Origin of the sequence: Herbiconiux sp. SALV-R1, assembly GCF_013113715.1 — a bacterium.
Classification (GTDB): domain Bacteria; phylum Actinomycetota; class Actinomycetes; order Actinomycetales; family Microbacteriaceae; genus Herbiconiux.
The window spans coordinates 485690-511691 of record NZ_CP053344.1 but is presented as its reverse complement, the minus strand read 5'-3'; the positions used below and the strand labels follow the sequence as shown (position 1 = coordinate 511691).

Sequence of the window (26002 nt, the reverse complement as noted above, 5' to 3'; positions counted from 1 at the left end):
ACGCCGGGCTACAGTCCGCTCACGAACTCCTGCAGCCACGGCCGCAGCGACGGGCCGAGGTCTTTGCGGTCGCTCGCGAGCTGCACGATGGCCTTGATGTAGTCGAGCTTGTCGCCGGTGTCGTACCGACGGCCGCCGAAGACGACGCCGTAGACACCACCCGCGATCGTGTCGTCGTCGGCGAGGGTGAGCAGAGCATCCGTCAGCTGGATCTCCCCGCCCTTTCCGGGAGGGGTGTTCTCGAGGATGTCGAACACCTCGGGCATGAGCACGTACCGCCCGATGACGGCGAGGTTCGACGGTGCGGTGCCCGCCTCGGGCTTCTCGACCAGCCCGGTGACCTTCACCACGTCGTCCTCGTCGGTCGACTCGACCGAGGCGACACCGTAGAGGTGCGTCATGGAGGGGTCGACCTCCATCAGCGCGATGACGGTGGCGGTACGGGATGACTGCACTTCGAGCATCCGCTTCAGCAGCGGGTCTCGGGCGTCGATGATGTCGTCACCGAGCAGCACGGCGAACGGCTCGTGGCCGACGTGCATCTTCGAGCGCAGCACGGCATGACCGAGCCCGAGCGGGTCGCCCTGGCGCACGTAGTGCATCTCGGCGAGGGCGGTCGACTCGTTGACCACCCGCAGCATGTCGCCCTTGCCCTTCTGCTCGAGCGTCGACTCGAGCTCGTAGACGCGGTCGAAGTGGTTCTCGATGGCTGCCTTGTTGCGACCGGTGACGACGAGCACGTCGTTCAGACCGGCATCCACCGCCTCCTCGACGACGTACTGGATCGCCGGTTTGTCGACGACGGGCAGCATCTCCTTCGGCATCGCCTTGGTCGCCGGAAGGAATCGCGTTCCCAGTCCTGCTGCCGGAATGACTGCTTTCGTCAGTGGTGTCCCCATGGGGAAAGCGTATCGGGGATCGGAGGCGAGCGGATGCGCGCGGCCGGTACGCCGAAACACCCGCGACACACGACGCGATCTACACTGGCCACCATGGCTGAGGATGCGACTCTCGACAAAAGGGCGCTGCGCGCCGAGCTGCGCGAGCGCCGTCGCACGCGGCCCGCGCACCAGGTCGACACCGCCAACGAGGGGTTCACGGCGCGCCTCACCGAGCTCGCCACGGAGACCGGGGCCCGCACCATCGCGGCGTACCTCTCCAACTCCTTCGAGCCCAACACGCGGCCCTTCCTCAACTGGGCGCTCGGCGACGGCCGGCGGGTGCTGCTGCCGATCGCGCGGCAGGACGGCCTGCTCGACTGGGCGGAGGGCGACGGCGAGACCGAGACCGAGGGCCTGTACGGCATGCCCGAGCCGGTGGGCGGCATCCTCGGGCCGATAGCCATCAACGACGCCGACCTCATCGTCATCCCCGCCTCCGCGGTCGACGTCACCGGCACCCGCATGGGCTGGGGGCGCGGCTACTACGACCGCACCCTCGGGTCGATGGAGAAGTGCCCGCCGGTGTACGCCGTCGTCTTCGACGACGAGGTGCTCGACGAGGTGCCGCGCGAGGTGCACGACGCCCCGGTCGACGGCATCGTGACGCCGACGCGCATCCTGCGCTTCGAGCGTCGTTAGACGCGCCGGTCGCCGGTAGAATCGACCCTCGTGCCCACTTACTCCTACCGTTGCACCGAGTGCGACAACGCGTTCGACATCCAGCAGTCCTTCACCGACGACTCGCTCACGGTCTGCCCGGTGTGCGGCGGAAAGCTGCGCAAGGTGTTCAGCCCGGTGGGCGTGACGTTCAACGGGTCGGGGTTCTACCGCACGGATTCGCGGAGCGGGTCGGGGTCGTCGGGGTCGTCAGGTTCTTCGAGCACCTCCACCGCGCCCGGCTCGACCGGCAGTGACTCGAGCTCGTCGACCTCGTCGTCGGGTTCGACACCCGCCGCAGCACCGAAGGCCGCGCCGAAGACCACCCCCTAGGCTGGGGCCATGATCAAGGGATTCAAGGAGTTCATCCTCCGCGGGAACGTCATCGACCTGGCCGTCGCGGTCGTCATCGGGGCCGCGTTCACCGCGGTCGTGAACGCCATCGTGAACAGCGTGTTCAACCCGCTCATCGGCGCCCTGTTCAAGGCCGACAGCCTCGACAACGTCGCCACGGTGACGATCGGCGACGCCGAGATCAAGTTCGGGGCGGTGCTGGGGGCGCTCATCCAGTTCCTGCTCGTGGCGATCGTGGTGTACTTCGTGTTCGTCGTGCCGATCAACCACCTCAAGAAGGTCGCGTTCTCGCTGAAGAAGACTCCCGCCGAGTCGCTCGAGGAGCAGAACGAGGAGCTGCCGCCCACCGAGACCGAGCTGCTCATCCAGATCCGCGACCTGCTCGCCGACCAACGCGCCGAGGCCGCCGGCGAGCCCCCCGCCACGGGCCACACCCCCAAGCACTAGGGCCCCGCCCCCTTCTCTCCCTCGAGAGTGCGCGGAGTGCCCCCTCCCGCCGTGGGAGCGGGCACTTCGTGCTTTCTCGGTGCTACCAGTGCGGAGGGACGTCGCGCAGGAGGCGGGCGTCGTTCGGGCCGGGGGCGGATGCGCGGGGCGGCTTCGCACCCCAGGCCTCGTCGGTGTCTTCGGCAGCGCGGGTGGGCTCGGGGCTCGACGCGGGGAGCGCGGTCTGGGGTGCGGGGTCGCTGCCGGGCACCGCATCCGTCGACACCCGCCGCCGACCCGTCTTCCTCACCTGCACCCCAGCACCCTACGCCCTCCACGGGCGGGGGATCGCCCGAGCCCGGAGGTCAGATGGAGATGGGGGCGGTCTCGACGAGGGAGAGCTCGCGGATGCCGAGCACATCGGCGATGCGCGCCGCCACCGCCTCAGGGTTCGCGAACAGCTCGAACGAGTGCACCCGCAGGTAGTGCCAGCCGAGGCGGCGCAGCATGTCGGGGCGCAACCGCAGCGATTCGCGGAGCGAGGTGGAGTGCACCACCGCATCCGTCTCGATGGCGATGGCGCGACCGTCGTGCGAGGCCACGAGCGTGAGCTTGCCGCGGTGCTCGAAGGCCACCTCGAGCCCGCGCGCACCGAGGCGCCGCGCCAGGTCGATGAGCAGCGCGTCACCCGGCGACGAGAAGGTGTCGGGCGTGGGCCCGTTCTCGGCTTCCTGCAGAATCTGGCGCAGCGCGACGACGCCGAAGTTCATGCGGTCTTCGTCGATGTCGGCGGGGGTGAAGCAGCTCACGATGTCCATCGAGCGGCGCGCCCGGGTCATGCCGACCGCGAGCAGCCGCTCGCCGCCCGGCCGCGCGAGCCCGCCGAAGTTCGACAGCACGCGCCCGTGGGTGGTCTTGCCGTAGCCCACCGAGAAGATGACCCGGTCGCGGCTCTGCGCCACCGACTGCTCGAGCGTCGCCACCATGAACGGCTCGGCGCGCTCCTTCAGGATGAAGTCGGCCAGGTCGCTGCGCTTCGCGAACGCCGCGAGTACCGCCTGCTGTACCCGCACCGCGTGCTTCGCCGACGCCGTGATGACCATGAGCGACTCGCGCGGGTAGTTGATGGCGTGGTCGAGCACGAGCGACACGACCTCGTCGACCTCGGCGTCGATCGACTCGACGGCACCCGTCTCGGAGTCGGGCATGCCGCCGCGCCCCTCGACATAGTGCAGGGCCAGCGAGCCGTGGCCGAGGAAGGTTCCCGCCCAGGGCAGCGAGTCGATCTTGCCGCCGTAGAAGCGGTGGTTCACGAGTTCGGCGAGGTCTTCGCCGCCCGCCCGGTAGCTGCGCGTGAGCGAGAGGGTCGGCACCAGGTCGGCCAGGCGCGCCAGCGCCGAGTCGGTGTGCAGCTCCTCGGCCACCACGGCGTCGGAGGCGGGCCGGGTGCGCTGCTGGTCGACCGCCCTGATGGCGATCTCGAAGTGCGAGGGCGTCTGCGTGACGGGGTCGCCGAACGCCACCACCTGGCGGGCACGACGGATGGCGCCCACGTTCTCGGCGAGCGTCGTGGCCCCGGCGTCGACGAGCACGACCGTGTCGAAGGTGACCGCATCCGTGATGCGCGGAACCTCGTAGGGCGACGCCAGCCACACCGGCGCCAGCACCTTGCCGAGGTGCGGGGCGGCGGCGTGCAGCGACTCGGAGGTGACCGCGTCGGAGCGCAGCAGCTGCTTCAGCGCGGCGGCCTCCTCGGGGTGGTCGAGCAGGCCCACGCTCCAGGTGTCGGCGAGCTGCCAGGCGAGCAGCTGCCCGTTCATCGAGGCGTGCGCCTCGTCGACGAGCCTGAAGTCGCCCTCGAGCCGGTCGAGCACACCCGTGTTCGCGCCGAGCAGCGCGCGGTCGCCGGCGAGCATGAGCTCGAGCACCGACTGCCACCAGGCGAGCTCGAGCTCGTCGGGAACCGCGGTCTCGGGCACGTGCCGGTTCGACAGGTCGATGAGCAGCGGGTCGAGCGCGTGCTCGTGCAGCGAGTCGAGCAGCGCCGTGCGCTCCTGCAGGTTCGCGAGCACCTCGGAGTCGGCGGCGAGACCCTCCACCATGCCGATGAGCTGGTCGATCGGCAGCGTCGACAGCTGGCGCGCGGTGCCGACGTTGCCGAGCGGCAGGTCGAGCTGCGCGAGGTCTTCGGTGACGCGCTGGAACGCCATCTGCACCTCGTTGATGCCGACGGGGATCTCCGGCGGGATGCCCGCGGCCGCGAAGCGGTACCAGAGGGTACGCTGCTGCTGGATGCGGCGCAGCGACTCGTTGATGTCGCCGATGTGCACGCCGGGGCGCACGTACTCCTTCGCCAGCGACTTGAGGCGGCGGCGCGAGGTCGACGACATCTGCGGGGCGTCACGGCGCGGCGCGGTGGCGGCGATGAGGTCGGTGAGCGAGCGGTCGAACACGACCGGGAGGAACTTGTCGAGCGTCTCGCGCAGGTCGGCGAGCAGGCGCAGGTAGGTGCCGAGCTCGGCGAGCGAGGTGAACGGGCGCATGCGGGTCTGCCCGATGAGCTCGTACGCGCCGCTCAGCAGCTTGGGCAGGTCGGTGCGGTCGAGGCGCTTCGCGAGCTGGTGGGCGCGCTGGGCGTCGTCGCTCGACGAGAACTGGGCGCCGTACCACGGGGAGTCGTCGGGCCCGTACCGGAACTGGCCGAGCTCGGCGGCGCGGCTCAGCGTCTTGGCCGCCTTCGAGCGACCCGAGGCGAGCGACTCGAGGGCGCTGCGGTCGAGGCGCGCGGTGGTGGCCGGCGGGTTCGGCAGCAGCGCGAGCCGCGCGAGCTCACGCAGCGCGTCGAGCACCGACACCTTGAGGGTGGGGTCGACGCGCGACATCGAGGTGCGGTAGTCGAGCAGCACGCTGCGGAGGCGCACGAGTGCGTCGTCAACGTCGGCGACCTGCGGCTGCTTCGCCTTCTCGTTGCGGCCGATCGACTGGATGAGGTCGCGCCGCAGCGTGCGCGGCGACACCGCCACACCCGGGAGCCCGACGTCGGACAGCCGGCGGTCGATGCCGCTCAGGCTGAGGCGGCGCGGGCTCACCACGAGCACGCGCTTGTTCTGCGCGACGAGGGCGCCGATGGCGTTGACGATGGTCTGCGTGCCGCCCGTGCCGGGCAGCGTCTTCACCACGAGCGAGTTTCCGCCCGCGATCTGCGCGATCACGTTCTCCTGCTCGCTGTCGGCGTCGAGCAGCAGGGTGTCGGTGCTGGGGGCGCGCTTGTCTTGCGGCGACGGCTCGACCGGGCGGTACGCATCCTGAACCGCACGGCGACTGGTGAGGTTGCCGGCCAGCGCGTCGAGAACCGGATGCGCGAGCTCGGCACTGTCGCCGAGCATCCCGCTCGCGACGTCGGCGAAGCTCGACACCACGAGTCGCGGCTGCACCTGGAACCAGGGCAGGTGCGAGGTGAGGCTGCGCAGGCGGTCGATGACGGGCTGCGGCTTGAACACGCCGTTCTGCTGGGCGAGGGCGACGAGGCTCTCGCGGTCGACGGTGATCTGGAACTGCTCCTGCAGCACGGCGGCGAGCACCGGGTTCACGAACGGCACGCCACGCAGCTTCAGCTCGAAGTCGCGGCCGTAGCGGCGCACCGAGATGGGGCGCAGCAGCACGGGGGCGCGGAACTGCTGCTCCTCGACCCGCCACTCGGCGAGGCCGATGGCGAGGTGCACCGAGTCGATGCCGCGCACCGAGCGCAGCTCGACACCCTTGTCGGTGATGGCGCCGGCGGCGATGCGGGCGTTGCGCAGGGCGAGCTCGTCGCGGATGAGGCTCGACAAGAGCGTCGTGTTGCCCGTGATGAACTGGGCGAGACCGCCCGGATGCGTGGTGCTCAGCTCGATGCGCGACCGGGGCGAATCGTCGAAGTGCAAGAGCGGCGACTCGCCTCCGAGCGCCGCGATCTCCTCGCGCCAGCGCTCGCGGGTGGGCTCGACGAGGCTCTCGGTGGTGTACACCTGACCGAGCTGCGAACCCTCCGCGGCCTGACCGTTGCGACCCCACGCCGACTCGACGGAGTCGGCGGCAGACGTCGAATCGTCTGCTTCTCGTTTCTTATCGGCGCGCCACACACCGCTACCGTACGTGCGGGTGACGGAAAAGCCCGGCAATCCGCGCGAGTTTCGGAATAAAGCGACGGATGCGGTGGCTGAGGAGAAGGCCATGACGCGACTCTCTGTTCTCGACCTCATCCCCGTCCGCAGCCGTCAGAGCTCAGGTGACGCCATCGCGGCGAGCCTCGAGCTCGTGCGCACCGCCGAGCGACTCGGCTTCACCCGGTACTGGGTGGCCGAGCACCACAACATGCCGGCCGTCGCCTCCACCTCGCCGTCGACGCTGATCGCGCACTTCGCGGCGCAGACCTCGCGCATCCGTCTCGGGTCGGGCGGGGTGATGCTGCCGAACCACGCGCCGCTGTCGATCGCGGAGCAGTTCGCGCTGCTCGAGGCCATGCACCCGGGGCGCATCGATCTCGGGCTCGGGCGGGCTCCCGGGTCAGACCCGGTGACCTCGTACATGCTGCGCGGGCAGCGCACGACGACCGACTCCGACCCGGCGGCGACGTTCCCGACCGACGTGGAGGCGGTGGCGGCGTTGCTGGGGTCGGACCGGGGGGCCGGTGACGGTTTCGGTGGTGACGAGCAGCCGGGGGTGGGTCTCAACATCAGGGGCCGCTCGTACGAGTTGAAGGCAACCCCCGTCGTCGCCAGCGCCCCCGAGATGTGGCTGCTGGGGTCGAGCAACTTCAGCGCAACGCTCGCCGCCTCGCTCGGCATGCCGTTCGTGTTCGCCAACCACTTCGGGCAGCCGGGCCTCGACGAGGCGCTCGCGCTCTACCGCTCGCGCTTCCAGCCGTCGGTGTCGCTCGACGCGCCGAAGACGTTCCTCACGCTGAACGTGTCGGTGGCGCCAACCGCAGCAGAGGCGTACGCGCAGGCGCTGCCCCAGCTCATCACGATGGCGCGGCTGCGCACCGGGGGTGCGCTCGCGGCGCAGCTCACGATCGAGGAGGCCGAGGCCACCGCGTTGTCGCCGATGGAGGAGCAGTCGGTGCAGGAGCAGGCGCAGCGCTGGCTCGTGGGCACGCCGGACGAGGTGGCGGCGCGCATCCGCTCGGCTGCCGAGCGCTACGGGGTCGACGAGGTCATGCTCTCCCCCGTCGCGGGCGCGCGCGACGCCGACCCGCTCGACCGCACCCCGGCGCGCTCGCGCGCCCTCGAGCTGCTCGCCCCCGAGTTCCCCGAGCTCGGGGTGGCGGCGACGCCGGCCGCCGCCGGCGCGGCGGCGTAGCCGCCCCGCCCCACCCACGTTCTCCCGCACAAAGTCCGTGATATCCCACGTCATCACGGACTTTGTCCGGGATAACTGGCCACCACCTCCGAGCCCGCTCCCTGATGCCTCCCCACCACCCACCCCCACGTTCTTGCGGACAAAGTCCGTCGAAACGTGGGTTCGGACGGACTTTGTCCGCAAGAAACATGGGTGCGCTCGCGGGGTGAACGGTCGACCCCGGGGTCAGCAGGGGGTGAGGGACTCGACGGCGGGGGCGAGGGAGTTGGGGCCGCCGAGGAGGGTGACGTTCACGACACCGAGGGGCTTGAGCGAGGTGCGCACCTCGGCGGGGACGCAGCTGCCGGGCACCACCCAGAGGGGCGCCTTGGCGGCACCCGCCCAGGCGGAGCCGGCGAGGGCGTCGGGGAAGTTCGCGCCCGTCGCGAGGAAGGCCCGGTCGCTCGAGGTGTAGGCGGCGGCGTTCACCATGCGGGAGGTCGCGTAGCGGTCGGCACCGGATGCTCGGGTCACTTTTCCAGGGGTGATCGCCTTCGCCGAGTTCTCCACACCCGTGCTCACTGAGTTGACACCACCCACGATGGTGAGGGATGAGACGCCGAGGCCGCGGAGCGCATCCGTCGTCGCCGAATCGAGGGAGCCGGCCGATCCGTCGACGAGCACCACGGGCTGCGCCTTCGAGCCCGCCGCGCCGCCCGCGCTCAGGGCGTCGGGGAAGTTCGCGCCGGTGGCGAGGTAGGCACCGGATGCGCCCGACCTGAACGCATCCTTCACCAGCAGGAGCGAGGTGGCGTAGCGGCTCGCACCGCCGAGGCGATCGACCTTCACGCCGGGAACGAGACCGGCGAGGCGGGTCTTCACCGCATCCGAGACCGAGTTGGTGCCACCGACCACCACGATGCGCTTGGGCGCCAGCACCTTGATGGCGTCGGCGACCGACTGCGGGAGGGCGATGGGGTCGGTGAGGACGAGCGGTCCGCCGCCGGCTGCCGCCGCGGGGCCGGCGGAGAGGGCGTCGGGGTAGTTCTGGCCGCTCGCGACGTAGACGACGGGAGCGGTGCCCGGATAGGCGGCCTTCGCGATGGCGACCGCGCCCGAGTAGCGGTCGGCGCCGCTCACGCGGTCGACGTCGACCTGTGCGTATCCGAACCAGTCGGTGTAGATGCCCCAGAAGTTGAGGTTGCCGTAGCTCGAGCAGGCGTCGCCGCCGCCCAGCTTGAGTGCTGCGGCGTTCGGCTGGTAGGGCGTGTAGTTGTAGAGCGCGGCGGTGGCGGCGGTGCGGAACGTGAGGTTCAGCGTTCCCTTGGGGTTGCACTTATCGCCTTCTTCGCCCGGGAAGAACAGCACCGGCGCAGTCTGGCCAACGCGGTATTTCGTCTTGGGGTCGTTGGGTTTGATGCGGTAGTTCTCGAGCTGCCAGGCGGCCCAGTAGACCTGCTTGAAGAATCCGGCGTAGTCGGGGTTGCAGGGCCCGCTGTCGGGGCAGTCGAAGCCCGTGGCCTGGTCGTACTGCTTCTGCCGCGGGTAGTCGTCTTCGACCAGCTGCGACTCCTTCTGGATGAGCGTGAGCAGCGCCTTCTCGCTCACGCCGCAGGCCACGCCGACCTTCGAGATGATGGTGGCCGCCGACTCGTTCGCGCGACCCTGGTAGGTCGTGCACTCGTCGCTCTTCGGGATGGTGGGGGTGGTGACGCGGTAGTCCTTGAGGCAGGTGTAGCCCGTTCGGCAGGTGGGCACCTGCTGCTGCAGGAACGCCTGCACCTCGGCGGCGGAGAGCTCGCCGCCCGTGAACATGTGCCGGTCGGAGACGATGTTGTCGGCCGAGAAGCTCTGCGTGAGGAAGTCGGCGAGCGGCGAGAGGTCTCCGGGGAACCCGTCGGCGTCGCGCTGCGCGTCGCCAGGCGCGGGCGCGTCGGCGGGCGCGGGCGCGTCGGAGGGCGCGGGCTCGTCGGTGGGTGCGGGGGCGTCGGTGCCCTCGGCGGGGGCGTCTGTCTCGGGGGTGGGCGCATCCGTCTCGGACGCGTCAATGGCGCGCGCCCCCGACTCGGACGCGTCGGTGGTGGGCGCGGGCACCTCGGCGGCAGTCGCATCCTCGGGGGTGTCGGTGAGGGCGGCGACATCGTCTCCGGCCGGCGTGGTGGGCTCCGAAACCGCAGTGCCGTGCAACGCCGGCGCGGGAGCGACCGTCGCGGCGAACGCGGCACCCGGGGCGAAGAGGAGGGAGGCGAGGAGCGCCGCCGCGGCGACTCCTGCTGAGGCCGTGGTGCGCATCCTGCCGCGTGAGCTCATTCGCTGATGCTACGCGCAGGCGACAGGTGTAGTCCAGACCCGGCGGGTGAACAGCCGGGGTAGGTCAGAGCGCGCCCTTCGCCGGGTCGCCCAGCGGATGCGCGACACCCTGCACGATCACCGGCACCCCCTCGAGCAGCGGGCTCAGCCGCTCGGCGAGGGCGGGCAGCGCGGGGCTCGAGCTCGCGTGACGCTCGGCGTCGGAGGCCGTCGCCCACTTCTCGACGAACCAGAAGCTGCCGTCGGATGCTTCGTTCAGCGCGTAGAGCAGACACCCGGGCTCCTCATGCACACCCGCGACGATGGGCGCGAGCAGCTCCACCACCTCGGGCCCACGACCGGGCAACGGACGAAAGGTGACGACAGCGACGACGGAGTCGGACATGCGCTCATTCTATGTATGACAATCAGACGATGGCGAGCATGCGGGCGTGACGTCGGACAGCGGATGCGTACGATTGCCCCATGCCCGCCGCACCGCTCCCCGAGGTGCTGGTGACCTTCACCCCCGACCGCGGCGACCGGCACGCCGATCACGCCACACTCCTCGCCCTCGCCGCGCGATGCGCCGAGACCCCGGTGGCCCGCCTCGAGCAGCGCTGCCCCCACTGCGACTCCCCCGACCACGGCCCGCTCCACGTGGGTGCCGCGCCCGAGTCCGCGGCACCCACCTCCCCCGACCACGCTCCGCTCCACGTGGCACCCGCAGCCGAGTCCGCGGCAACCTCCACCCCGAGCCACGGCCCGCACCACGTCGCAGCCGCAGCCGAATCCGCGGCACCCTCCTCCCCTGGCCACGCTCCGCTCCACGTCGCAGCCGCAGCCGAGTCCGCGGCACGCTCCTCCCCTGGCCACGCTCCGCTCCACGTCGCAGCCGCGGCCGATTCCGCGGCACCCACCTCCCACGACCGTGGCCCACTCCACATAGCAGCCGCGCCCGAGTCCGCGGCACCCCTCGTGCACGTGAGCCTCAGCCGCGCCGGCGGGTGGGTCGCGCTTGCCGCCACGACGGTCGCGCCCGTCGGAGTCGACCTCGAGTCGGTCGCCGCCGCCCGCGTCGCCCCCTTCGACGACGTCGCATTCACCGATGACGAGCTTCGCGCGCTAGCCACCTTCCCCGACCACACCGCCGACCGGATGCGCACCACCGCCTGGACCGCCAAAGAAGCCATCCTCAAAGCCCACCGCACCGGCCTCCACACGGACCCCCGCCACCTCACCCTCGACCTCGCGGCCCCCTCCCCACGCGCCGATCCCGACTCTGAGGCGCCCGCCATCCGCCTGGTGCGCAGTTCGGTTCCGGGCGTCACTCCGTCGGCCACGACCCTGATCAACCTCCCCACCCCGGCCCCCACCGACCTCATCGCGACGCTGGCCCTCCTCCGCGCGCCGACCCCGAGCATCCGCATCACCCTGCTCTGACCGCACCGGCCCGCACCGGCACCGCGCGAAACGACGGAGTCTCGCCCGCATCCGACCGAGCGACGGATGCACGACTCACCTTCGCGCCGACCCCGAGCACCCGCATCACCCTGCTCTGACCGCACCGGCCCGCGCCCGCACCGCGCGAAACGACGGAGTCTCGCCCGCATCCGACCAAACGACGGATGCACGACTCACCTTCGCGCCGAAACTCCGTCGTTTGGACGGCAGCAGGGCCGCCGCGCGCCGCGCCCCCTACCCCTTCGGCAGCGACCGCTTCTCCACCCAGCGCTCGACGACCGCGGCGACGTCGACGCCGGCGACGTGCTGCTCCATGATCTCGACGAAGTCGATGGGCGCCACGAGCCCGTGGGCGCACTCCGCGACATACGCGCGCAGCCCCTCGAAGAACGCGTCGTCGCCGACCGCCCGCCGCACCGCGTGCAGCGCGAGCGCCCCGCGCTTGTAGACGCGGTCGTCGAACATGGCGCGCGGCCCCGGGTCGCCGATGACGATGTCGCGCGGCTGCGCCTCGAGCGCGGCCCGGTGCACCGCCGCGTTCGCGTCCGCCGTCACTCCCCCGCTCGCCTCCGCCCACAACCACTCGGCGTAGCAGGCGAAGCCCTCGTGCAGCCAGATGTCGCGCCACCGCGCGACCGTGAGGCTGTTGCCGAACCACTGGTGCGCGAGTTCGTGGGCGATGAGGCGGTCGGCCCCGTGCATCCCGTTCACGTGGTTGCTGCCGAACACCGCGAGCCCCTGCGCCTCGAGCGGGATCTCGAGCGCGTCGTCGGTCACCACCACCGTGTACTCGTCGAACGGGTAGGGCCCGAACAGCTCCGAGAACACCGCCATCATCTGCGGCACGGGCGCGAAGTCGATCGACACCTCACGATCGAGCCGCCCCGGGTGGAACACCGTCTGCACCACCGGCTCGGCCGCGAGCCGCCGCGACCTGTACCGCCCGATCTGCACCGTGGCGAGGTAGCTCGCCATCGGCTGCGTCATCTCGTACGTCCACGAGGTGCGCCCCGAGCGGGTCGAGCGCGCCACCAGCGGGCCGTTCGAGATGGCGGTGTACCCCGCCTCGCAGGTGATGGTGATGCGGTACGGCGCCTTGTCGGCCGGCTGGTCGTTGCACGGGTACCACGACGCGGCACCGCACGGCTGCCCGGCGACGATGACCCCGTCGGTGAGTTCCTCCCAGCCCACTTCCCCCCAGGCACTGCGCACAGGATGCGGTGCCCCCCGGTAACGCACCTCCACCACGAACTCACTGCCGTCGGGAATGACCTCGTCGACCGTCACCACGAGCTTGCGCACCGTCTCGGCGATCTTGCGCGGACGCACACCGTTCACCGTCACCCGCACCACGCTGAGCCCGGCGAAGTCGAAGCTGAAGCGGGTGAGGTCCATGGTCGCCCGAGCCCTGATGACAGCCGTCGCCGAGAGGCGGTTCGTGGCGACCCGGTAGTCGAGGTCGAGGTCGTAGTGCACGACCGAGTAGCCGCCGTTGCCGCTCGTGGGAAGGTAGTCGTCACCGGCGGTCGACGGCCCGAAGGTGGAGGGGTGGGAGGCCATGGGTGCGCTCAAGTCTGCCACTCCGCGAGCGCCCCGCCGCGCAGGCTCACGATCTCGTCCGGGGCTCGACGGGCAGCACCCACGGTGATATGGGGTTGCCCGCCCACAGCGTGCCCTTCGGCACCCGCTCTCCGCGCATCACCAGCGAGCCCGGACCCACGCTCGCCAGCCGGTCGATCGAGGCCGCGGGAAGGATGACGCTGTGCGGCCCGAGCGTCGCCCCCTCGGCGATCGCCACCCGGTCGAGCTGCATGATGCGGTCGTGGAACAGGTGGGTCTGCACCACACATCCGCGGTTCACTGTCGACCCGTCGCCGAGGGTGATGAGGTCGGCCTCGGGCAGCCAGTACGACTCGCACCACACGCCCCGCCCGATGCGGGCGCCGAGCGAGCGCAGCCAGATCGCGAGCGCCGGCGTGCCGCCCGCGTTCGCCGCGAACCAGGGCCGCGCCACGGTCTCGACGAAGGTGTCGGCGAGCTCGTTGCGCCAGACGAACGACGACCAGAGCGGATGCTCCTCCGCCCGGATGCGCCCCACCAGCAGCCATTTCGCCACAGAGGTGATGAGCGCGGCCACGCCACCCGCAGCGAGCATGACGACGCCCGAGAGGAGGACGGCCCAGCCGAGACCGAGCTCGATCCAGAGCAGCTCGAGCACCGCGAGGATTCCGAGCGCCACCCATCCGGTGACGACGACGGGCACGACACGGAGGATCTCCCACACCGCCCGCGCCACCTTGAGGTGGGTGGGCGGCTCGAAGGTGCGCGCCTCGTCGAAGTCGGTGACCGTGCGGCGCAGCCGCACCGCGGGGTTGCCGAGCCACGACGACCCGCGCTTGCCCTTGCGCGGGGCCGACGATAGTACGGCGACGAGTCCGTTGCGCGGCACCGTGCGACCCGGCCCCGCCATGCCCGAGTTGCCGAGGAACGCGCGCCGCCCCACCTTCGCCGGCGCGATGTGCAGCCAGCCGCCACCGAGCTCATACGAGGCGACCATCGTGTCGTCGGCGAGGAACGCGCCCGGCGCGATGGTGGTGAGCGCCGGCAGCAGCAGCACCGTCGAGGCCTCGACGTTCTTGCCCACCTTGGCCCCGAGCATCCGGAGCCAGATCGGCGTGAACAGGCTCGAGTAGATCGGGAAGAGGAGGGTGCGGGCGGCGTCGAGGATGCGCTCGGTCGACCACACCTGCCAGCCGATGCGGCTGCGCACCGGGTGGAAGCCTTCGTGGAGGCCTGTGCCGAGCAGGCGCACGGCGCCGAGCACCAGCAGGGCGTAGACGAGACCGGTGACGATGACGGCGAGCGGGAGGACGAGCGCGGCGCGCCAGGCCGCCTCGCCGAGGGTCGTCGCGTGGCCGATGCCCGCGCCGAGCACGAGGGCGCCCACGATCACCGCGACGGCGGGCATTGCGGCCATGGCGAGCGAGCCGAGGGCGTAGGCGACGAGCCACTGGCGGGCGGGCTCGGGCCGCACCGACGGCCACGGGCGGCGGGCCTGACCGACGCGCGAGGCGGGCGAGCCCGCCCAGCGCTCGCCGGCCGGCACCCGGCCCGAGACGGATGCTCCGGGTTCGACCTCGGCACCGCGGCCGATGTTCGTGCCGCCGAGCAGGGTGCTGCGGGAGCCGACCGTGGCGTCGGCACCGATGTGCACGTGGCCGAGGTGGAAGGTGTCGCCGTCGAGCCAGTGGCCGGCGAGATCGACCTCGGGTTCGATCGCGGCGCGGCTGCCGATGCTGAGCATGCCCGTGACCGGCGGGAGGGTGTGCAGGTCGACGCCGTCGCCGATCTTGGCGCCGAGGGCGCGGGCGTAGTAGAGGATCCAGGGGGCGCCGGCGAGGCTCACGGCGCCGACCATGTTCGCGACCTGCTCGGCGAGCCACACGCGCAGGTGCACACTGCCGCCGCGCGGGTAGGCGCCGGGCTTCACGCCCCGGAGGAGGAGGCGGGCGAACACCACCGAGATGAGCATCTTGCCGGGCGGGGTGACGAAGAGCACGAAGCCGGCGGCGATCCACCACCAGGAGAGCGTCGGCGCGAAGCTGCTGCCGGTGAACGCGTCGAGCAGGTTGTTGGCGGTGGCGAGGTAGACGAGCCAGCGCAGGCCGACAAGCACGTGCAGGGGGATGCCGAGGAGGGTCTGGGCGATGCGGCTCGAGGCGGGGGTGAGGGAGACGGGGGCGGATGCGGGGGTGCCGGTGCGCGCATCCGTCGCCGTTCCGTCGCCCCGGCCCTCGGCGCGCGCAGCCGCGTGGGGGTCGCGGGCGTCGAGCTCGTCGGCGAGCGAGCCGATGCGGGGGTGGTCGTAGATGTCGGCGACGCGGGTGTCGGCGTAGCGTTCCCGGATGGCGGAGACCAGTTGGGCCGCCGACAGCGAGCCGCCGCCCTGGGCGAAGAAGTCGTCGTCGGGGCTCTCGACCGGGGCGCCGAGGATCGCCGACCAGTGGCCTGTCAGCCAGGCCGCGGTCGGGGTGAGGCCGAGGTTCTCGGCGCCGTCGGCGCCCCCCGTGCCGCCCGCGCCCGGCAGGGGCCACGGCAACGCCGCACGGTCGACCTTGCCCGAGGTGCGGGTGGGGAGGGAGTCGACGACGGCGAGCAGGGGGACCAGCGCCGCCGGGAGCTCCTCGCGCAGGCGGGAGTTCGCGGCGTCGCGGTCGAACTCGGCCCCGTCGGTGAGGGCGAGGTAGCCCACGAGGATCTGATTGCCTGCCGCCGTCGTCTTCACCGCCGCTGCTGCGCCCGCCACACCGGGGAGCCCTTGGAGGGCGGCGTCGACCTCGCCGAGCTCGATGCGCCGGCCGCCGAGCTTGACCTGGTCGTCGGCGCGGCCCATGAAGACGAGTCCGGCGCGTTCGTAGCGCACAAGGTCGCCGCTGCGGTAGGCCCGCTGCCAGCCGAGGGTCGGGAACGGGGCGTACTTCTCGGCGTCTTTCGCGGGGTCGAGGTATCGCGCGAGGCCCACTCCCCCGATGATGAGCTCGCCGACCTCGCCCTCGGCGACGCGGTGGCCCTCGGCGTCGACCACGGCGAGGCTCCAGCCGTCGAGGGGCAGCCCGATGCGCACGGGGCCGTTGTCGAGGAGCGCGCCGCAGGCGACGACGGTGGCTTCGGTGGGGCCGTAGGTGTTCCAGACCTCGCGCTCGCGCGCGACGATGCGGGCCACCAGCTCGGGCGGGCAGGCCTCGCCGCCGAAGATGACGAGGCGCACCGACTCGAGGGCCTCCTCAGGCCAGAGGGCCGCGAGGGTGGGCACGGTGGAGACGACGGTGATGCCGTGCGCGATGAGCCACGGGCCGAGGTCCACGCCCGAGCGCACGAGCGAGCGGGGGGCCGGGACCAGGCAGGCGCCGTGGCGCCAGGCCAACCACATCTCCTCGCAGGAGGCGTCAAAGGCGACCGAGAGTCCCGCGAGCACGCGGTCTCCCGGGCCCATCGGCTCGCGCTGCAGGAAGAGTCGCGCCTCGGCGTCGACGAACGCGGCGGCCGAGCGGTGGGTGACGGCAACGCCCTTCGGCACGCCGGTCGAACCCGACGTGAAGATCACCCACGCGTCGTCGTCGGGCGTCGGGGTGCCGAGCGCCGGCACGGTGCCCGTCGGCGTCGCGAGCGTCGGCGCCGCCCCCAGCGGCAGCGCGCGTGCAGCGAGCGCGGCAGCGGGGTCGGATGCGCTGGTCGGGTCGGGCGCGGTGGCGCCGGATGCAGAGGCCGGGCCGGGCGCGATGGCACCGGATGCAGAGGCCGGGCCTGGCGCGATGGCACCGGATGCGGAGGCCGGGCCGGATGCGGTGTCCGGGCGTTCCCCCACGGTGGTGCCATCGACGGCCGAGTCGGGCCGAGCATCCGCACCATCACCGGCCGAGCCGGGGCGCGCATCCGTGTAGTCACCGGCCGTGGCGGGGCGCGCATCCGCGCCACCGCCGGCCGGGGCCAGGCGCACATCCGTGCCAGCACCGACCGTGGCGGGGCGTGCATCCGGGGCGTCGACGGCCGAGCCGGGGCGCGCATCCGCACCACCACCGGCCGAGCCGGGAGGCGCATCCGTGCCGTCGGGGGCTGCGGCGGGGTTGCCGGCGACGAAGGTGCCGCCGGGTCCGATGACGCCCACGACGTGGGCCTCGCCGAAGACGAGGCGGGCGCGTTCTTCGGGGTCGTCGGCGTCGACGGGCACGTAGGCGGCGCCGACGGCGAGTGTGGCGAGGATGGAGACGTACAACTCGCGGGTTCCCGAGGGGATGCGGATGCCCACCTTGTCCCCACGCCTCACCCCCGCGAGGGTGAGATCGGCGGCCTGCGCGTTCACGAGCCGCACCAGGCGGCGGTAGCTCACGGCGCCTTCGGGCGAGTCGAGGGCGAGGGCGTCGGGGTGGTCGGCGGCCGTCTTCATCACGATGTCGATGAGGGTGCGGGCCGGCGCGGCACGGTCTCCCGCATCGAGAACGCTCTGCGGATCAGCGTCGACAGTCACCCGGTGAACCCCTAACCTCGGCCGGCGAGTTCGTTCGACCACCGTACGCGCCGCACAAGCTACTGACCGCAGGTGACACGGAGGTGAACGGATGGGGTCACCGCCCGGGCAGAACGACTGTTCTGTTAGCGTGGGGGCATGTCAGAGGCGCGGGAGAGGCTGCTGCGGGTGGCGTCCGAGCTGTTCTACCGGGAGGGGATCACGCGGGTCGGCATGGACCGCATCCTGCGCGAGGCCGGCGTCACCCGCGCCACGATGTACCGCCACTTCGACGGCAAGGAGCAGCTCGTCGCCGCCTACCTCCGCCGCGAGGACGAGGCGCTGCGCGCGGCGTTCCCCGACCCGGTGGTGGCGGGGGCGGGTGGTGCGGGTGCACCGTCGGGCTCGCGGTCGGGGTCGGATGCGGGCGCGCTGTCGAGCTCGGCGCCGGGTGCGGCAGCCGAGCCGGGCCCGCCCTCCACGGATGCCTCCCCCGAGCACTCGCGGGCCGCGCTCGACGAGCTGCTCGAGGGCATCGCCGACGACGTGGTGCGGCACCACGACCGCGGGTGCCCCTTCATCAACGCCGCTGCGGAGTACCCCGACCCCGACAGCGAGGTGCGCCGCATCGTGCGCGCCCACCGCGACTGGTTCGCGGCGGCCGTGCGCGCCCGCCTCGTCCTCGCCGGTGCCCCCGACCCCGACACCACCACCGCCGCGATCATCCTCCTCCGCGACGGCGCCCTCGTCGGCGGCTACCTCGACTCTCCCGCCACCGCCCGTACCGCCTTCCTCACCACGGCTCGCGCCCTCCTCTGAGCGGGGCTGCCCGCCCGAAGGGCCCGCACACCCGCGCGAGTGGGACGCCTACCCGCACGAAGGGTGCTCACGCGCAGGCCCTGCAACGCGCCCCGAGCACGATCGACCCGTCACAAAACGCCCCCTCGACCCCGATGACAGGGCGTTTTGCGACTGCTCGATGTCGGATGCGTGGTGCTGTCGCGGCGCACAGCGCCCGCTCGCCCGCGCGGCCGGACAGCGGTGGCGCCGGGTAGGGCGCGGCCCGGGCCGCGCAGCGTGAGCACGTGGCTCAGAGCACGGACTCGCGGGCGCGGCGGGCCTTGGCGACCCAGCCGGCGACGGAGCCGACGGGGACGCGGAGGGCGTGGGCGACGCGGTCGATGGGCTTGCCTGCGTCGAGGACTGCGGCGACCGCGAGTTCTTCGACGGAGGAGAAGCTGCCGAGGTCGGCGCTCGAGCCGCCTCGCGCGCTCGCCAGGGGCGCGACCGAGGCGGGGAGGCTCGGCACCGAGGTCCTCGACGGCGGGGCGGTCGCCGCGGGTGCGGCGCCCGATCGTGCGGGGGCCGGCGAGCCGGGACGCGAGGCCGGCGCGGCGGGAGCGCTCGACGGGGTGGCGCTGCGGGGAGGGGTCGGCGCGTCACCGCCGCGTCCGGGTGGGCCGCCGACCAGCCACACGTCGCTCGAGCCGCCCGAGGCCGCGACTCCCGACAGCTTGCTGCTCCAGGGTCGGTGCGCAGCACCCGCAGCACCCGCGGCACCGGCAGCGGGCGACGCGCCCGCACCGGCCGTCGCGGCGAGGCCGGCGCCCAGGCCGGCGCCGAGGCCCGCTGCGGTTGACGCAGAGTGGGTGACCAGCGCATCCGGAGCATCCTGCGCATCCGTCGACACAGACGCAGACACCGACGCCGACGCAGACACCGACGCCGACACCCCCGCCCCCTCGGCCCGCGCAACCCGGTACCGCTCGAGATCGGCGCGCGCCAGCGCGATCGTCGTCGACTCGACCAGCTCGCGGATGGTGCGCTGCCGCCGCACCCGGTAGAACACGAAGGCGATGCCGAGCACCGGGATGACGAGCAGCAGCCCCCACAGCAGAGCGAGCGGATGCGCCTCCACCCAGAGCAGCACCTCCCACCGCTCCGACCAGCCGGAGTCGTCGTTGCCGGTGGCGGTGACGTCGTCGGCGCCGTCGCGGGTGACGATGGCCGAGGGCCCTTCGCCGGAGACCGTGTTGCCGGTGACGGTCAACGAGGTGTACCCGCCGTCGACGACGATGCCCGAGCCGGTGGCGACCGACACCCGGTTGCCCGTCACCGACCCCTGCGAGTCGGTGAGGCGGAGGCCGAGCCGCGACTGCTCGACCGTGTTGTCGGCGAGCTGCACACCGCTGGTGCCGCTCACCTGCGCCCCGCCGGAGCCGTTGCCGGCGAGCGTGCTCTTCTCGAGCGTGAGCCACCACGCGTTGCCGGGCGACAGCCCGCCGGGGTTCGCGCCGGCGACCTGCGGCGTGCCGTCGAAGTCGAGGCCGAAGCGCGCGTTGTCGGTGAGGGTCGACGAGCGGATGGCGACATCCGCACTGCCCGGACGCACCTCCACGCCCTGCGCCCCCGAGTCGGAGACCGTCACCGTGTCGAGCTCGAGGCCCAGCACGCCGCTGACGAGCACCCCGCTGTCGAGCGACCCGGAGAAGGTCGTGTCCGCGACGGCGACGTTCGTCGCGGAGTCGAGGAAGAGCCCGATGTGGTCACCGTCGACGCGCGAGTGCGAGAGGGTGCCGGTCGACAGGGCGGTGGTCGACCCGGTGAGGGCGAGGCCGCCGGTGCGTCCGCTGTAGAAGCCGAGGTGCGACAGGGCGACGCCGTCGGCCGTGAGCGTGCCCTCGTGCACCCTGATGTAGGCGCGGCCGTCGGTGGTGTCGAGGTCGGGGGCGCCGTCGGCGGTGCTCCACGACGTGATGGAGAAGGGGGCGTCTGCGGTGCCGGTCAGTTTGAGGGTGCCGCCCCAGACGACGAGGGGGGTGAATCCGGATGCTCCACTCGACATCCGCAGAGTCTGCCCCGGCGCCGAGAGGTCGAGTTCGGCACCGCGGCCCACGAAGATCGTCGTGGTCATGAGCACCGCGGTGTCGTCGACGCGGGTGATGCCACCGAGGTCGATGAGGTCGTCGAGCGTGTAGGGGCGTCCGATGGGTGACAGCACCATCACCGACCCGGCGGGATCGCTCGCGATCGAGAGCCCGCGCGCGAGCATCGACCACCGCACGTCGTTCGCCGCCACGAGCGCCGCCTCGTACGCGGAGTCTTCGTCGACCGGGTACGGAGCGAAGGTCGGCGTCGGCCCCATCGTCGCCGCGGCCTCCCCTGCTGCCTCAACGAGCGCCTTGTCGCCCGAGATCGGCGGCGTGGCGGCTTCGCCGCCCGCGGCGGCGGCGGGTGCCGCGTCGGTGGTGTCGTCGCCGGCGGCGGGTGCCGCGTCGGTGGCGCCACCGGCGGCGGGTGCGGCACCCGTGGCGTCGCCACCAGTAGCGGGTGCCGCACCCGTGGCGTCGCCACCAGTAGCGGGTGCCGCACCCGTGGCGTCGCCACCAGTAGCGGGTGCCGCATCCGTGGTCCCGCCACCGGCGGCGGGTGCCGCATCCGTAGCGCCGCCACCAGCAGCGGGTGCCGCTTGCTCGGGCGAGGCGGGCGCAGCTGCCGTCGCGGGGGCGCCTGCGGCGGAAGTCGTGCTGGGCGCGGGCGTCGTAGGAGTGGCGCTCGCGCCGGGTGTCGCCGGCGCGCCCACTACCGCCGAGCCGATGCTGCCGAGGAACGCACTCACCCGCGCGGGCACGCCGTTCAACACCAGCACCACGGCCGCCACCGACCCGACGATGATGATGCCCACCCCGAGCCGCACGAGCATCCGCCTGCCGCGCCCCATCGTGTCGCCTCGCTCCGCCGCGGTGAGCGACCCGTGATCGCCGCGCTCCGCTGGGTCGTCGGCGCCACCCGCGATGGAGCGGTCCTCGGTCGCCGACCCCTCGACCCCATCAGCGTCATCCGCGATGGCGACACCATCGGCCGCTACGTCGTCTGCAGCGGCGGTACGGTCGTCGGGCTGATCGTCGTCGTTCATGGGGTGACCACCGCATCCGTCACCGGAGCATCCGTCTCAGGCGCAGTAATCGCCTCACCCGCGCTCGCCGCGCCACCCTGGCCCGCCGCGCCACCCGCACCCGACGGGCCGCCCGCGTCGCCCGCGCCATCCGCGCCACCCGCACCCTCGCTCCGCAGCGACCGCTCCGTCTGTCCCTCCCCGCCGACGCTATCGGCCGAGCGTGTCAGCCACCCCTGCGTGTTCATGGTGAATAGCGCGAACAGCTTGATCGGCAACGCCACGAGCGCCGTGATCCCGGTGACGAGCGGCAGGATGACGATGTCCTCAGGCCGCCGCCAGAGGTGCGACACCCCGCGGATCCCCCGCCCCACGAACGCCCACAGCAACGCCATCGCGAACGCCAACCACGGCACCGGCGCCGTCAGCGAGTGGAACACGTACGCCACCGCGATCGCCATCGACACGGGCGTGAACAGGATCTGCATCACGGTGATCTGCGAGATGAACGGCACCCGGAAGATCCAGCCGCGGCGAATGGCCGTGAGATAGCACCGGTACGAGTTGCGACTCCACCGCACCCGCTGCTTCACGAACGCCCGGAACGTGTCGGGGAACATCGACAGGGCCCGCGCCGAGTCCTGGTGCGTGACCCGGTATCCCTCCGACAGCACCAGCCAGGTGAGCCGCCCGTCGTCACCCGCGACGCATTCGCGACCCATGAACACCTCGTGTTCGAGCTCGGGCAGCTTCGGCAGAATGACCTCCCGCCGGTACGCGCTTGTGCGCCCCGAGGCGCAGATCACCCCGCCGAACCGCCCCATGGCGGGGGCGTAGTCGTAGTACCGCTGGTCGATGATCCAGTCGGCGACCCGCCGCCAGGTGCTCGTCTTCGGCAGGTACACGTTCTGCCGCGTGCTCACCGCACCCACCGCCGCGTCGATGAACGGCATCTGAACGGCGGCGAGCATCCCGTCTTCCCACGCCGTGTCGGAGTCGACGAGCACCACGAGCTCGGTGTCGGCGGCACGGATGCCCACCCCCAGCGCCGACCGCTTGCCCCGATGCTTGAACATGATCACGTCGACCTCGGGCAGCCCGAGCGCCTCGATGCGCCGCTCGGCCTCGACATCGGCGACGTCGAGCACGATCACGATGCGAGACGGATGCTGCCGCCGCCAGGTCTCGAGGCAGCGCAGCAGCACGTCCGGGTCTTCGTGGTAGGAGGGCACCACCACGGTCGTCGTGGTGCGGTAGTCGTTCACCACCGGCTTCGTCGACGCCGAGATGACCTTGCGCACCAGCCAGAAGCTCCACGACACGATGCCGAACACGCCGAACGGCAGCAGCCACATCACGGTGCGGCCGAGGTCGCCGAGGAACGACGAAAGCTCGCTGGGCACGGGGTCGCCGCCAGCCTCTCCACGGATGCGCGACGGGGCTCGGGTGGGTGCGCGACGCCGCGGATGGGTGGCCCGCCGTGCGCTCGGCCGCGTCGCACTCCGGCCGTCTGTCAGTGTAGTGACCGTGACCCCTACGCCGCGCGACCTGACGGACCCCCCTTTCTGGGTGCGTGCTGTGCGGTCGGTGGGCGTGCGGGGTGGGGGTCGGGGGTGGCTGCGAGCGGGGTCTGCGGCCTCGGCGCCGGTGCGGGTCGGTGGGTGGCTGGCGGGCGCGCGTGGCCGTTTCGGGCGGCGCGTGCCGGCGTGGATGCGGGGGCGGGAGCTTGGGCGGCTGCGGCTGCGGGGGCTGCGTCGGGGGCTGCGGCTGCGGCTGCTCGCGGTCGTGCTGGGAGGACTGGTCGTGGGCGTGCTGTCCGGATGCGCGAACGGCGCCTACTGGGCAGAGCCCGGCGGGCTCGGGGGCGGGTCGGGAGGGTCGGGCGGCAGCGGTTCCGCGTCATCCGCGGCGCCCTCGCCCGATGACGACTCGGGCTCTGCAACCCCCGGTGCCGGGCCGGATGCGGGCGGGGCGACCGGCGCATCCGTCGACTGCGACCCCGCCGGAGCGACCCTCGTGTCGACCGCCGACGAGCTCACCCGGGCCCTCCGCGACGCGGTGGCCGGCGACCGCATCGTGCTCGCCGACGGACGCTACGACGGCACCTTCACGGCGACCGCCCGCGGCACCGGGTCGGCCCCCATCACGCTGTGCGGCAGCGCCGACGCCGTGCTCGACGGCGGGTCGACCGACTCGGGCTACACCCTCCACCTCGACGGCGCCTCGCGCTGGATCGTCGCCGGCTTGACCGTCACAGGCGGTCAGAAGGGCGTGATGCTCGATGCCTCATCGCACAACGAGCTGCGGTCGCTCACCGTGTCGGGCGTCGGAGACGAGGGCGTGCACTTCCGCTCGGGGTCCAGCGACAACCTGCTCGCAGACAGCGTCATCGAGCGCACCGGACTCCGCGAACCCCGCTTCGGCGAGGGCGTCTACATCGGCAGCGCTCGCTCGAACTGGTGCGACCTCACCGACTGCGACCCGGATGCGAGCGACCGCAACCGCGTGACCCGCACCACCATCTCGGGCACGACGGCGGAGCCGATCGACGTGAAGGAGGGCACGACGGGGGGCGAGCTCACCGGCAACGTGCTCGACGGCTCGGCGCTCACCGAGGCCGACTCGCTGATCGACGTGAAGGGATCGGACTGGGTCGTCTCGGGCAACCGGGGCACGGCGTCGCCCGGCGACGGCGCCCAGGTGCACGTCATCGACGGCCTGGGCGGCGCGGGCAACGTGTTCACCGCGAACCGCTTCGCGATCGGCACCGACGGCGTCGCGGTGCGCCTCGTGGGCGACGCGCGCACAGCCGCGACCCCCTCCGGCACGCGCAACGAGGTGGGGTGCGACAACGTGGCTTCGCTCGCCGGCATCGACGCCCCGCATGCGCTGAGCAACGTCGCCTGCACCCCCCGCTGACCTCGCCGCGCGGCGGCGCGGCGGCGGGCGGCTGCACGGCGGCGCGTGCGACGCGATGCGGCGCGGTGGCGCGGCGTCGACGGCAGGGTGGCGGCGCCCCGCGCGCGGCGGCGTGGCGGGCGCGTTGCCGGCCGACGCGCGGTGGTGGCGGTGGAGGCGCGGGGGGCCGCGAGGGGTTTAGCGTGGGCGCATGAGCGATTTCAACGAGCGCATCGTCGAGGAGTTTCGTGCCAATGGGGGCACGGTCAGCACCGCAGGGTTCGGCGACAAGCTGGTGCTGCTGCACACCACCGGCGCGAAGTCGGGCGCGGCCCGCATCAGCCCCGTGATGGGGTTCCCCGAGCAGGACGGCTGGCTGGTCGTCGCGTCGAAGGCCGGTGCGCCCGAGAACCCGGCCTGGTACGCGAACCTCGTCGCGCATCCGGATGCTGCGATCGAGACCCCGGGCGAGAACGGCGTCGAGACGGTGGAGGTCACGGCCCGGGCGTTGTCGGGCGACGAGTACGCCGCCGCCTGGAAGCGGGTCGTCGCCGCCGCCCCGGGCTTCGACGACTATCGCATCAAGGCGCGGCACCGCACCATTCCGGTGCTGCTCCTCACGCGGCGAGGCTGAACAGCCTGAACCGCCGACGGGCCCGTTAAACGTTGGTGGAGAGGGCCGAAGCCCTCCCCACGCACCACTATAGCAACACTCAGCGGCTGAGGAGTGACGCCCGCTCCGGATGCTCGTCGAACCATTTGCCGACGTACCAGCACATGGGGATGATGCGCGCATCCGTCGTCTGCTCGACATCGTCGACGGCGTAGGCGACGATCTCGCCGGCGTAGCCGTGGCCGCGCTGCTTCGGATCGGTGAAGGTGTGGGTGAACGAGACGGTTCCCTCGTTCGCCACGTAGTCGACGGCGCTCACGAGCGCCCCGTCGACCTTGAGGGTGTAGCGGCGCCGCTCGGCGTCGTGCTCGAATTCGCGTGCCATGACGTCAGCCTACGTCGGGGGGCTCGGGTGCGGGTCGTCGGGGGCGGGGTCGGGTCGTACTTCAGGCGGATCCGCAGGGTTTGGGAGTACCCGTCCCATGCATTCTCGCTACCCTCGGGCTCATGGGTGTGGAGACCGAGACGGTACGGCCGGCTGCCTGGGTGGGGGCGATGCAGCTCTCCGATCGCATCGTGGTGACGGGCACGGTGCTGGTGCTGCGCGACATCAGGCTGCGGCGCAGCGACCTGCCGGTGCGCTTCGACGAGGGGCGGCTGCTCGCGGCGCCGACGCCGGAGGCGGCGATGAAGTACGCGTCGGATCTGTCGGCGGCGTACGCGGGACAGGTGCCGTACGCGGCTCCCGACGGGGTCGACGAGCACTGGCGCATCCACAGCATGGCGCAGCACGTCGCGGCGCGCATCGACGCGAACTACCCGGGGCGGCTGTAGGGGCGCTCGTTCCTGCTTCTCCTTCCTCCGGTGGAGGCGTATCGGCCGATCGGGGGACGCGCCTGCCTGCGGGCATCCCTAGCGTGGAGATGACGAAAGGGGAGCGAGCATGAACACGACGCGCAGCACGACCTTCTTCTGGGTGGCCGGGATTCTCGCCATCGGACTCTGCCTCGGCTTCGGGGTGTTCGCGCTGGCCGTGGGGCACCCGGAGGTGGCGGGGGTGTTCGCGGTGATCGGCATCGCATCGATCGCGACGCTGCCGGGGGTGCGCGGGGCTCGGTCGGGTCGGCCGTAGGCGGCGACCG

General features: G+C 72.3%; 20 protein-coding genes. 10 read left to right on the top strand and 10 right to left on the bottom strand.

The annotated features are described in order from the left end of the window. Nucleotides 1-8 precede the first annotated feature (8 nt). A complete protein-coding gene (gene galU, locus HL652_RS02535; RefSeq protein ID WP_171703842.1) occupies nucleotides 9-899 on the bottom strand; it encodes a UTP--glucose-1-phosphate uridylyltransferase GalU in 891 nt (296 codons plus the stop codon). A gap of 93 nt (nucleotides 900-992) precedes the next feature. Here galU and HL652_RS02530 point away from each other — a divergent pair, with 93 nt between their 5' ends. The 3 genes from HL652_RS02530 to mscL are packed head-to-tail and all read left to right on the top strand — an operon-like array spanning nucleotide 993 to nucleotide 2399. Next, entirely contained in the window at nucleotides 993-1580 is a 588-nt protein-coding gene (locus HL652_RS02530; protein ID WP_171703841.1) for a 5-formyltetrahydrofolate cyclo-ligase, read from the top strand. A gap of 30 nt (nucleotides 1581-1610) precedes the next feature. Further along, nucleotides 1611-1931: an FmdB family zinc ribbon protein gene (locus tag HL652_RS02525; protein ID WP_171703840.1), complete on the top strand. Its 321-nt coding sequence runs from the start codon at nucleotides 1611-1613 to the stop codon at nucleotides 1929-1931. Nucleotides 1932-1940: 9 nt separating this feature from the next. Next, on the top strand, nucleotides 1941-2399 hold the full coding sequence (mscL, locus tag HL652_RS02520) for a large conductance mechanosensitive channel protein MscL (RefSeq protein ID WP_171703839.1): 459 nt from the start codon (nucleotides 1941-1943) through the stop codon (nucleotides 2397-2399). 82 nt (nucleotides 2400-2481) lie between these two features. Here mscL and HL652_RS02515 read toward each other — a convergent pair whose 3' ends face one another. Next, entirely contained in the window at nucleotides 2482-2694 is a 213-nt protein-coding gene (locus HL652_RS02515) for a hypothetical protein (RefSeq protein WP_171703838.1), read from the bottom strand. A 49-nt stretch (nucleotides 2695-2743) separates the two neighbouring features. Further along, a complete protein-coding gene (locus HL652_RS02510; RefSeq protein ID WP_171703837.1) occupies nucleotides 2744-6499 on the bottom strand; it encodes an AAA family ATPase in 3756 nt (1251 codons plus the stop codon). A 91-nt stretch (nucleotides 6500-6590) separates the two neighbouring features. On the opposite strand from HL652_RS02510, the gene HL652_RS02505 reads away from it, so the two are divergent. Further along, entirely contained in the window at nucleotides 6591-7718 is a 1128-nt protein-coding gene (locus HL652_RS02505; protein WP_171703836.1) for an LLM class flavin-dependent oxidoreductase, read from the top strand. A 225-nt stretch (nucleotides 7719-7943) separates the two neighbouring features. Here the strand turns inward: HL652_RS02505 and HL652_RS02500 are convergent, their stop codons facing one another. Beyond that, nucleotides 7944-10007: a cell wall-binding repeat-containing protein gene (locus tag HL652_RS02500; protein ID WP_171703835.1), complete on the bottom strand. Its 2064-nt coding sequence runs from the start codon at nucleotides 10005-10007 to the stop codon at nucleotides 7944-7946. Nucleotides 10008-10071: 64 nt separating this feature from the next. Then, the gene (locus HL652_RS02495; protein WP_171703834.1) at nucleotides 10072-10392 is read right to left on the bottom strand and encodes a putative quinol monooxygenase; all 321 of its coding nucleotides are present in this window, start codon (nucleotides 10390-10392) and stop codon (nucleotides 10072-10074) included. A gap of 80 nt (nucleotides 10393-10472) precedes the next feature. Between HL652_RS02495 and HL652_RS02490 the strand changes: the two genes are divergently transcribed. Further along, nucleotides 10473-11429, top strand: a complete 957-nt coding sequence (locus tag HL652_RS02490; RefSeq protein ID WP_171703833.1) for a 4'-phosphopantetheinyl transferase family protein — start codon at nucleotides 10473-10475, stop codon at nucleotides 11427-11429. A gap of 255 nt (nucleotides 11430-11684) precedes the next feature. On the opposite strand, the gene HL652_RS02485 is transcribed toward HL652_RS02490, so the two are convergent. Beyond that, complete coding sequence (locus tag HL652_RS02485) at nucleotides 11685-13031, bottom strand: M1 family metallopeptidase (protein ID WP_371743554.1); 1347 nt, start codon at nucleotides 13029-13031, stop codon at nucleotides 11685-11687. A 25-nt stretch (nucleotides 13032-13056) separates the two neighbouring features. Further along, nucleotides 13057-17475 carry a Pls/PosA family non-ribosomal peptide synthetase gene (locus HL652_RS02480; RefSeq protein ID WP_253743607.1) on the bottom strand — a complete coding sequence of 1473 codons (4419 nt, stop codon included), beginning with the start codon at nucleotides 17473-17475 and terminating at the stop codon, nucleotides 13057-13059. A 138-nt stretch (nucleotides 17476-17613) separates the two neighbouring features. On the opposite strand from HL652_RS02480, the gene HL652_RS02470 reads away from it, so the two are divergent. Further along, a complete protein-coding gene (locus tag HL652_RS02470; protein ID WP_171703831.1) occupies nucleotides 17614-18273 on the top strand; it encodes a TetR/AcrR family transcriptional regulator in 660 nt (219 codons plus the stop codon). A gap of 271 nt (nucleotides 18274-18544) precedes the next feature. Here the strand turns inward: HL652_RS02470 and HL652_RS02465 are convergent, their stop codons facing one another. Then, entirely contained in the window at nucleotides 18545-21370 is a 2826-nt protein-coding gene (locus tag HL652_RS02465) for a right-handed parallel beta-helix repeat-containing protein (protein WP_171703830.1), read from the bottom strand. Continuing rightward, on the bottom strand, nucleotides 21367-22752 hold the full coding sequence (locus tag HL652_RS02460) for a glycosyltransferase (RefSeq protein ID WP_253743605.1): 1386 nt from the start codon (nucleotides 22750-22752) through the stop codon (nucleotides 21367-21369). The genes HL652_RS02465 and HL652_RS02460 overlap by 4 nt, the downstream gene beginning before the upstream one ends. Nucleotides 22753-22918: 166 nt before the next feature. On the opposite strand from HL652_RS02460, the gene HL652_RS02455 reads away from it, so the two are divergent. Together HL652_RS02455 and HL652_RS02450 are read left to right on the top strand one after the other, a co-directional pair. Continuing rightward, nucleotides 22919-24268 carry a right-handed parallel beta-helix repeat-containing protein gene (locus tag HL652_RS02455; RefSeq protein WP_171703829.1) on the top strand — a complete coding sequence of 450 codons (1350 nt, stop codon included), beginning with the start codon at nucleotides 22919-22921 and terminating at the stop codon, nucleotides 24266-24268. 190 nt (nucleotides 24269-24458) lie between these two features. Next, complete coding sequence (locus tag HL652_RS02450) at nucleotides 24459-24881, top strand: nitroreductase/quinone reductase family protein (RefSeq protein WP_171703828.1); 423 nt, start codon at nucleotides 24459-24461, stop codon at nucleotides 24879-24881. Between the two features lie 79 nt (nucleotides 24882-24960). Here HL652_RS02450 and HL652_RS02445 read toward each other — a convergent pair whose 3' ends face one another. Next, nucleotides 24961-25245: a GNAT family N-acetyltransferase gene (locus tag HL652_RS02445; RefSeq protein WP_171703827.1), complete on the bottom strand. Its 285-nt coding sequence runs from the start codon at nucleotides 25243-25245 to the stop codon at nucleotides 24961-24963. A gap of 122 nt (nucleotides 25246-25367) precedes the next feature. Between HL652_RS02445 and HL652_RS02440 the strand changes: the two genes are divergently transcribed. Beyond that, complete coding sequence (locus tag HL652_RS02440; protein WP_171703826.1) at nucleotides 25368-25694, top strand: hypothetical protein; 327 nt, start codon at nucleotides 25368-25370, stop codon at nucleotides 25692-25694. Between the two features lie 109 nt (nucleotides 25695-25803). Further along, entirely contained in the window at nucleotides 25804-25992 is a 189-nt protein-coding gene (locus tag HL652_RS02435; protein WP_171703825.1) for a hypothetical protein, read from the top strand. Nucleotides 25993-26002 lie beyond the last annotated feature (10 nt).

Excerpts from the sequence above, each read along its gene's own strand:
- galU (WP_171703842.1), bottom strand. The coding sequence starts at position 899 with ATGGGGACACCACTGACGAAAGCAGTCATTCCGGCAGCAGGACTGGGA.
- HL652_RS02530 (WP_171703841.1), top strand. The coding sequence starts at position 993 with ATGGCTGAGGATGCGACTCTCGACAAAAGGGCGCTGCGCGCCGAGCTG.
- mscL (WP_171703839.1), top strand. The coding sequence starts at position 1,941 with ATGATCAAGGGATTCAAGGAGTTCATCCTCCGCGGGAACGTCATCGAC.
- HL652_RS02505 (WP_171703836.1), top strand. The coding sequence starts at position 6,591 with ATGACGCGACTCTCTGTTCTCGACCTCATCCCCGTCCGCAGCCGTCAG.
- HL652_RS02500 (WP_171703835.1), bottom strand. The coding sequence starts at position 10,007 with ATGAGCTCACGCGGCAGGATGCGCACCACGGCCTCAGCAGGAGTCGCC.
- HL652_RS02495 (WP_171703834.1), bottom strand. The coding sequence starts at position 10,392 with ATGTCCGACTCCGTCGTCGCTGTCGTCACCTTTCGTCCGTTGCCCGGT.
- HL652_RS02490 (WP_171703833.1), top strand. The coding sequence starts at position 10,473 with ATGCCCGCCGCACCGCTCCCCGAGGTGCTGGTGACCTTCACCCCCGAC.
- HL652_RS02470 (WP_171703831.1), top strand. The coding sequence starts at position 17,614 with ATGTCAGAGGCGCGGGAGAGGCTGCTGCGGGTGGCGTCCGAGCTGTTC.
- HL652_RS02465 (WP_171703830.1), bottom strand. The coding sequence starts at position 21,370 with ATGAACGACGACGATCAGCCCGACGACCGTACCGCCGCTGCAGACGAC.
- HL652_RS02450 (WP_171703828.1), top strand. The coding sequence starts at position 24,459 with ATGAGCGATTTCAACGAGCGCATCGTCGAGGAGTTTCGTGCCAATGGG.
- HL652_RS02445 (WP_171703827.1), bottom strand. The coding sequence starts at position 25,245 with ATGGCACGCGAATTCGAGCACGACGCCGAGCGGCGCCGCTACACCCTC.
- HL652_RS02440 (WP_171703826.1), top strand. The coding sequence starts at position 25,368 with ATGGGTGTGGAGACCGAGACGGTACGGCCGGCTGCCTGGGTGGGGGCG.
- HL652_RS02435 (WP_171703825.1), top strand. The coding sequence starts at position 25,804 with ATGAACACGACGCGCAGCACGACCTTCTTCTGGGTGGCCGGGATTCTC.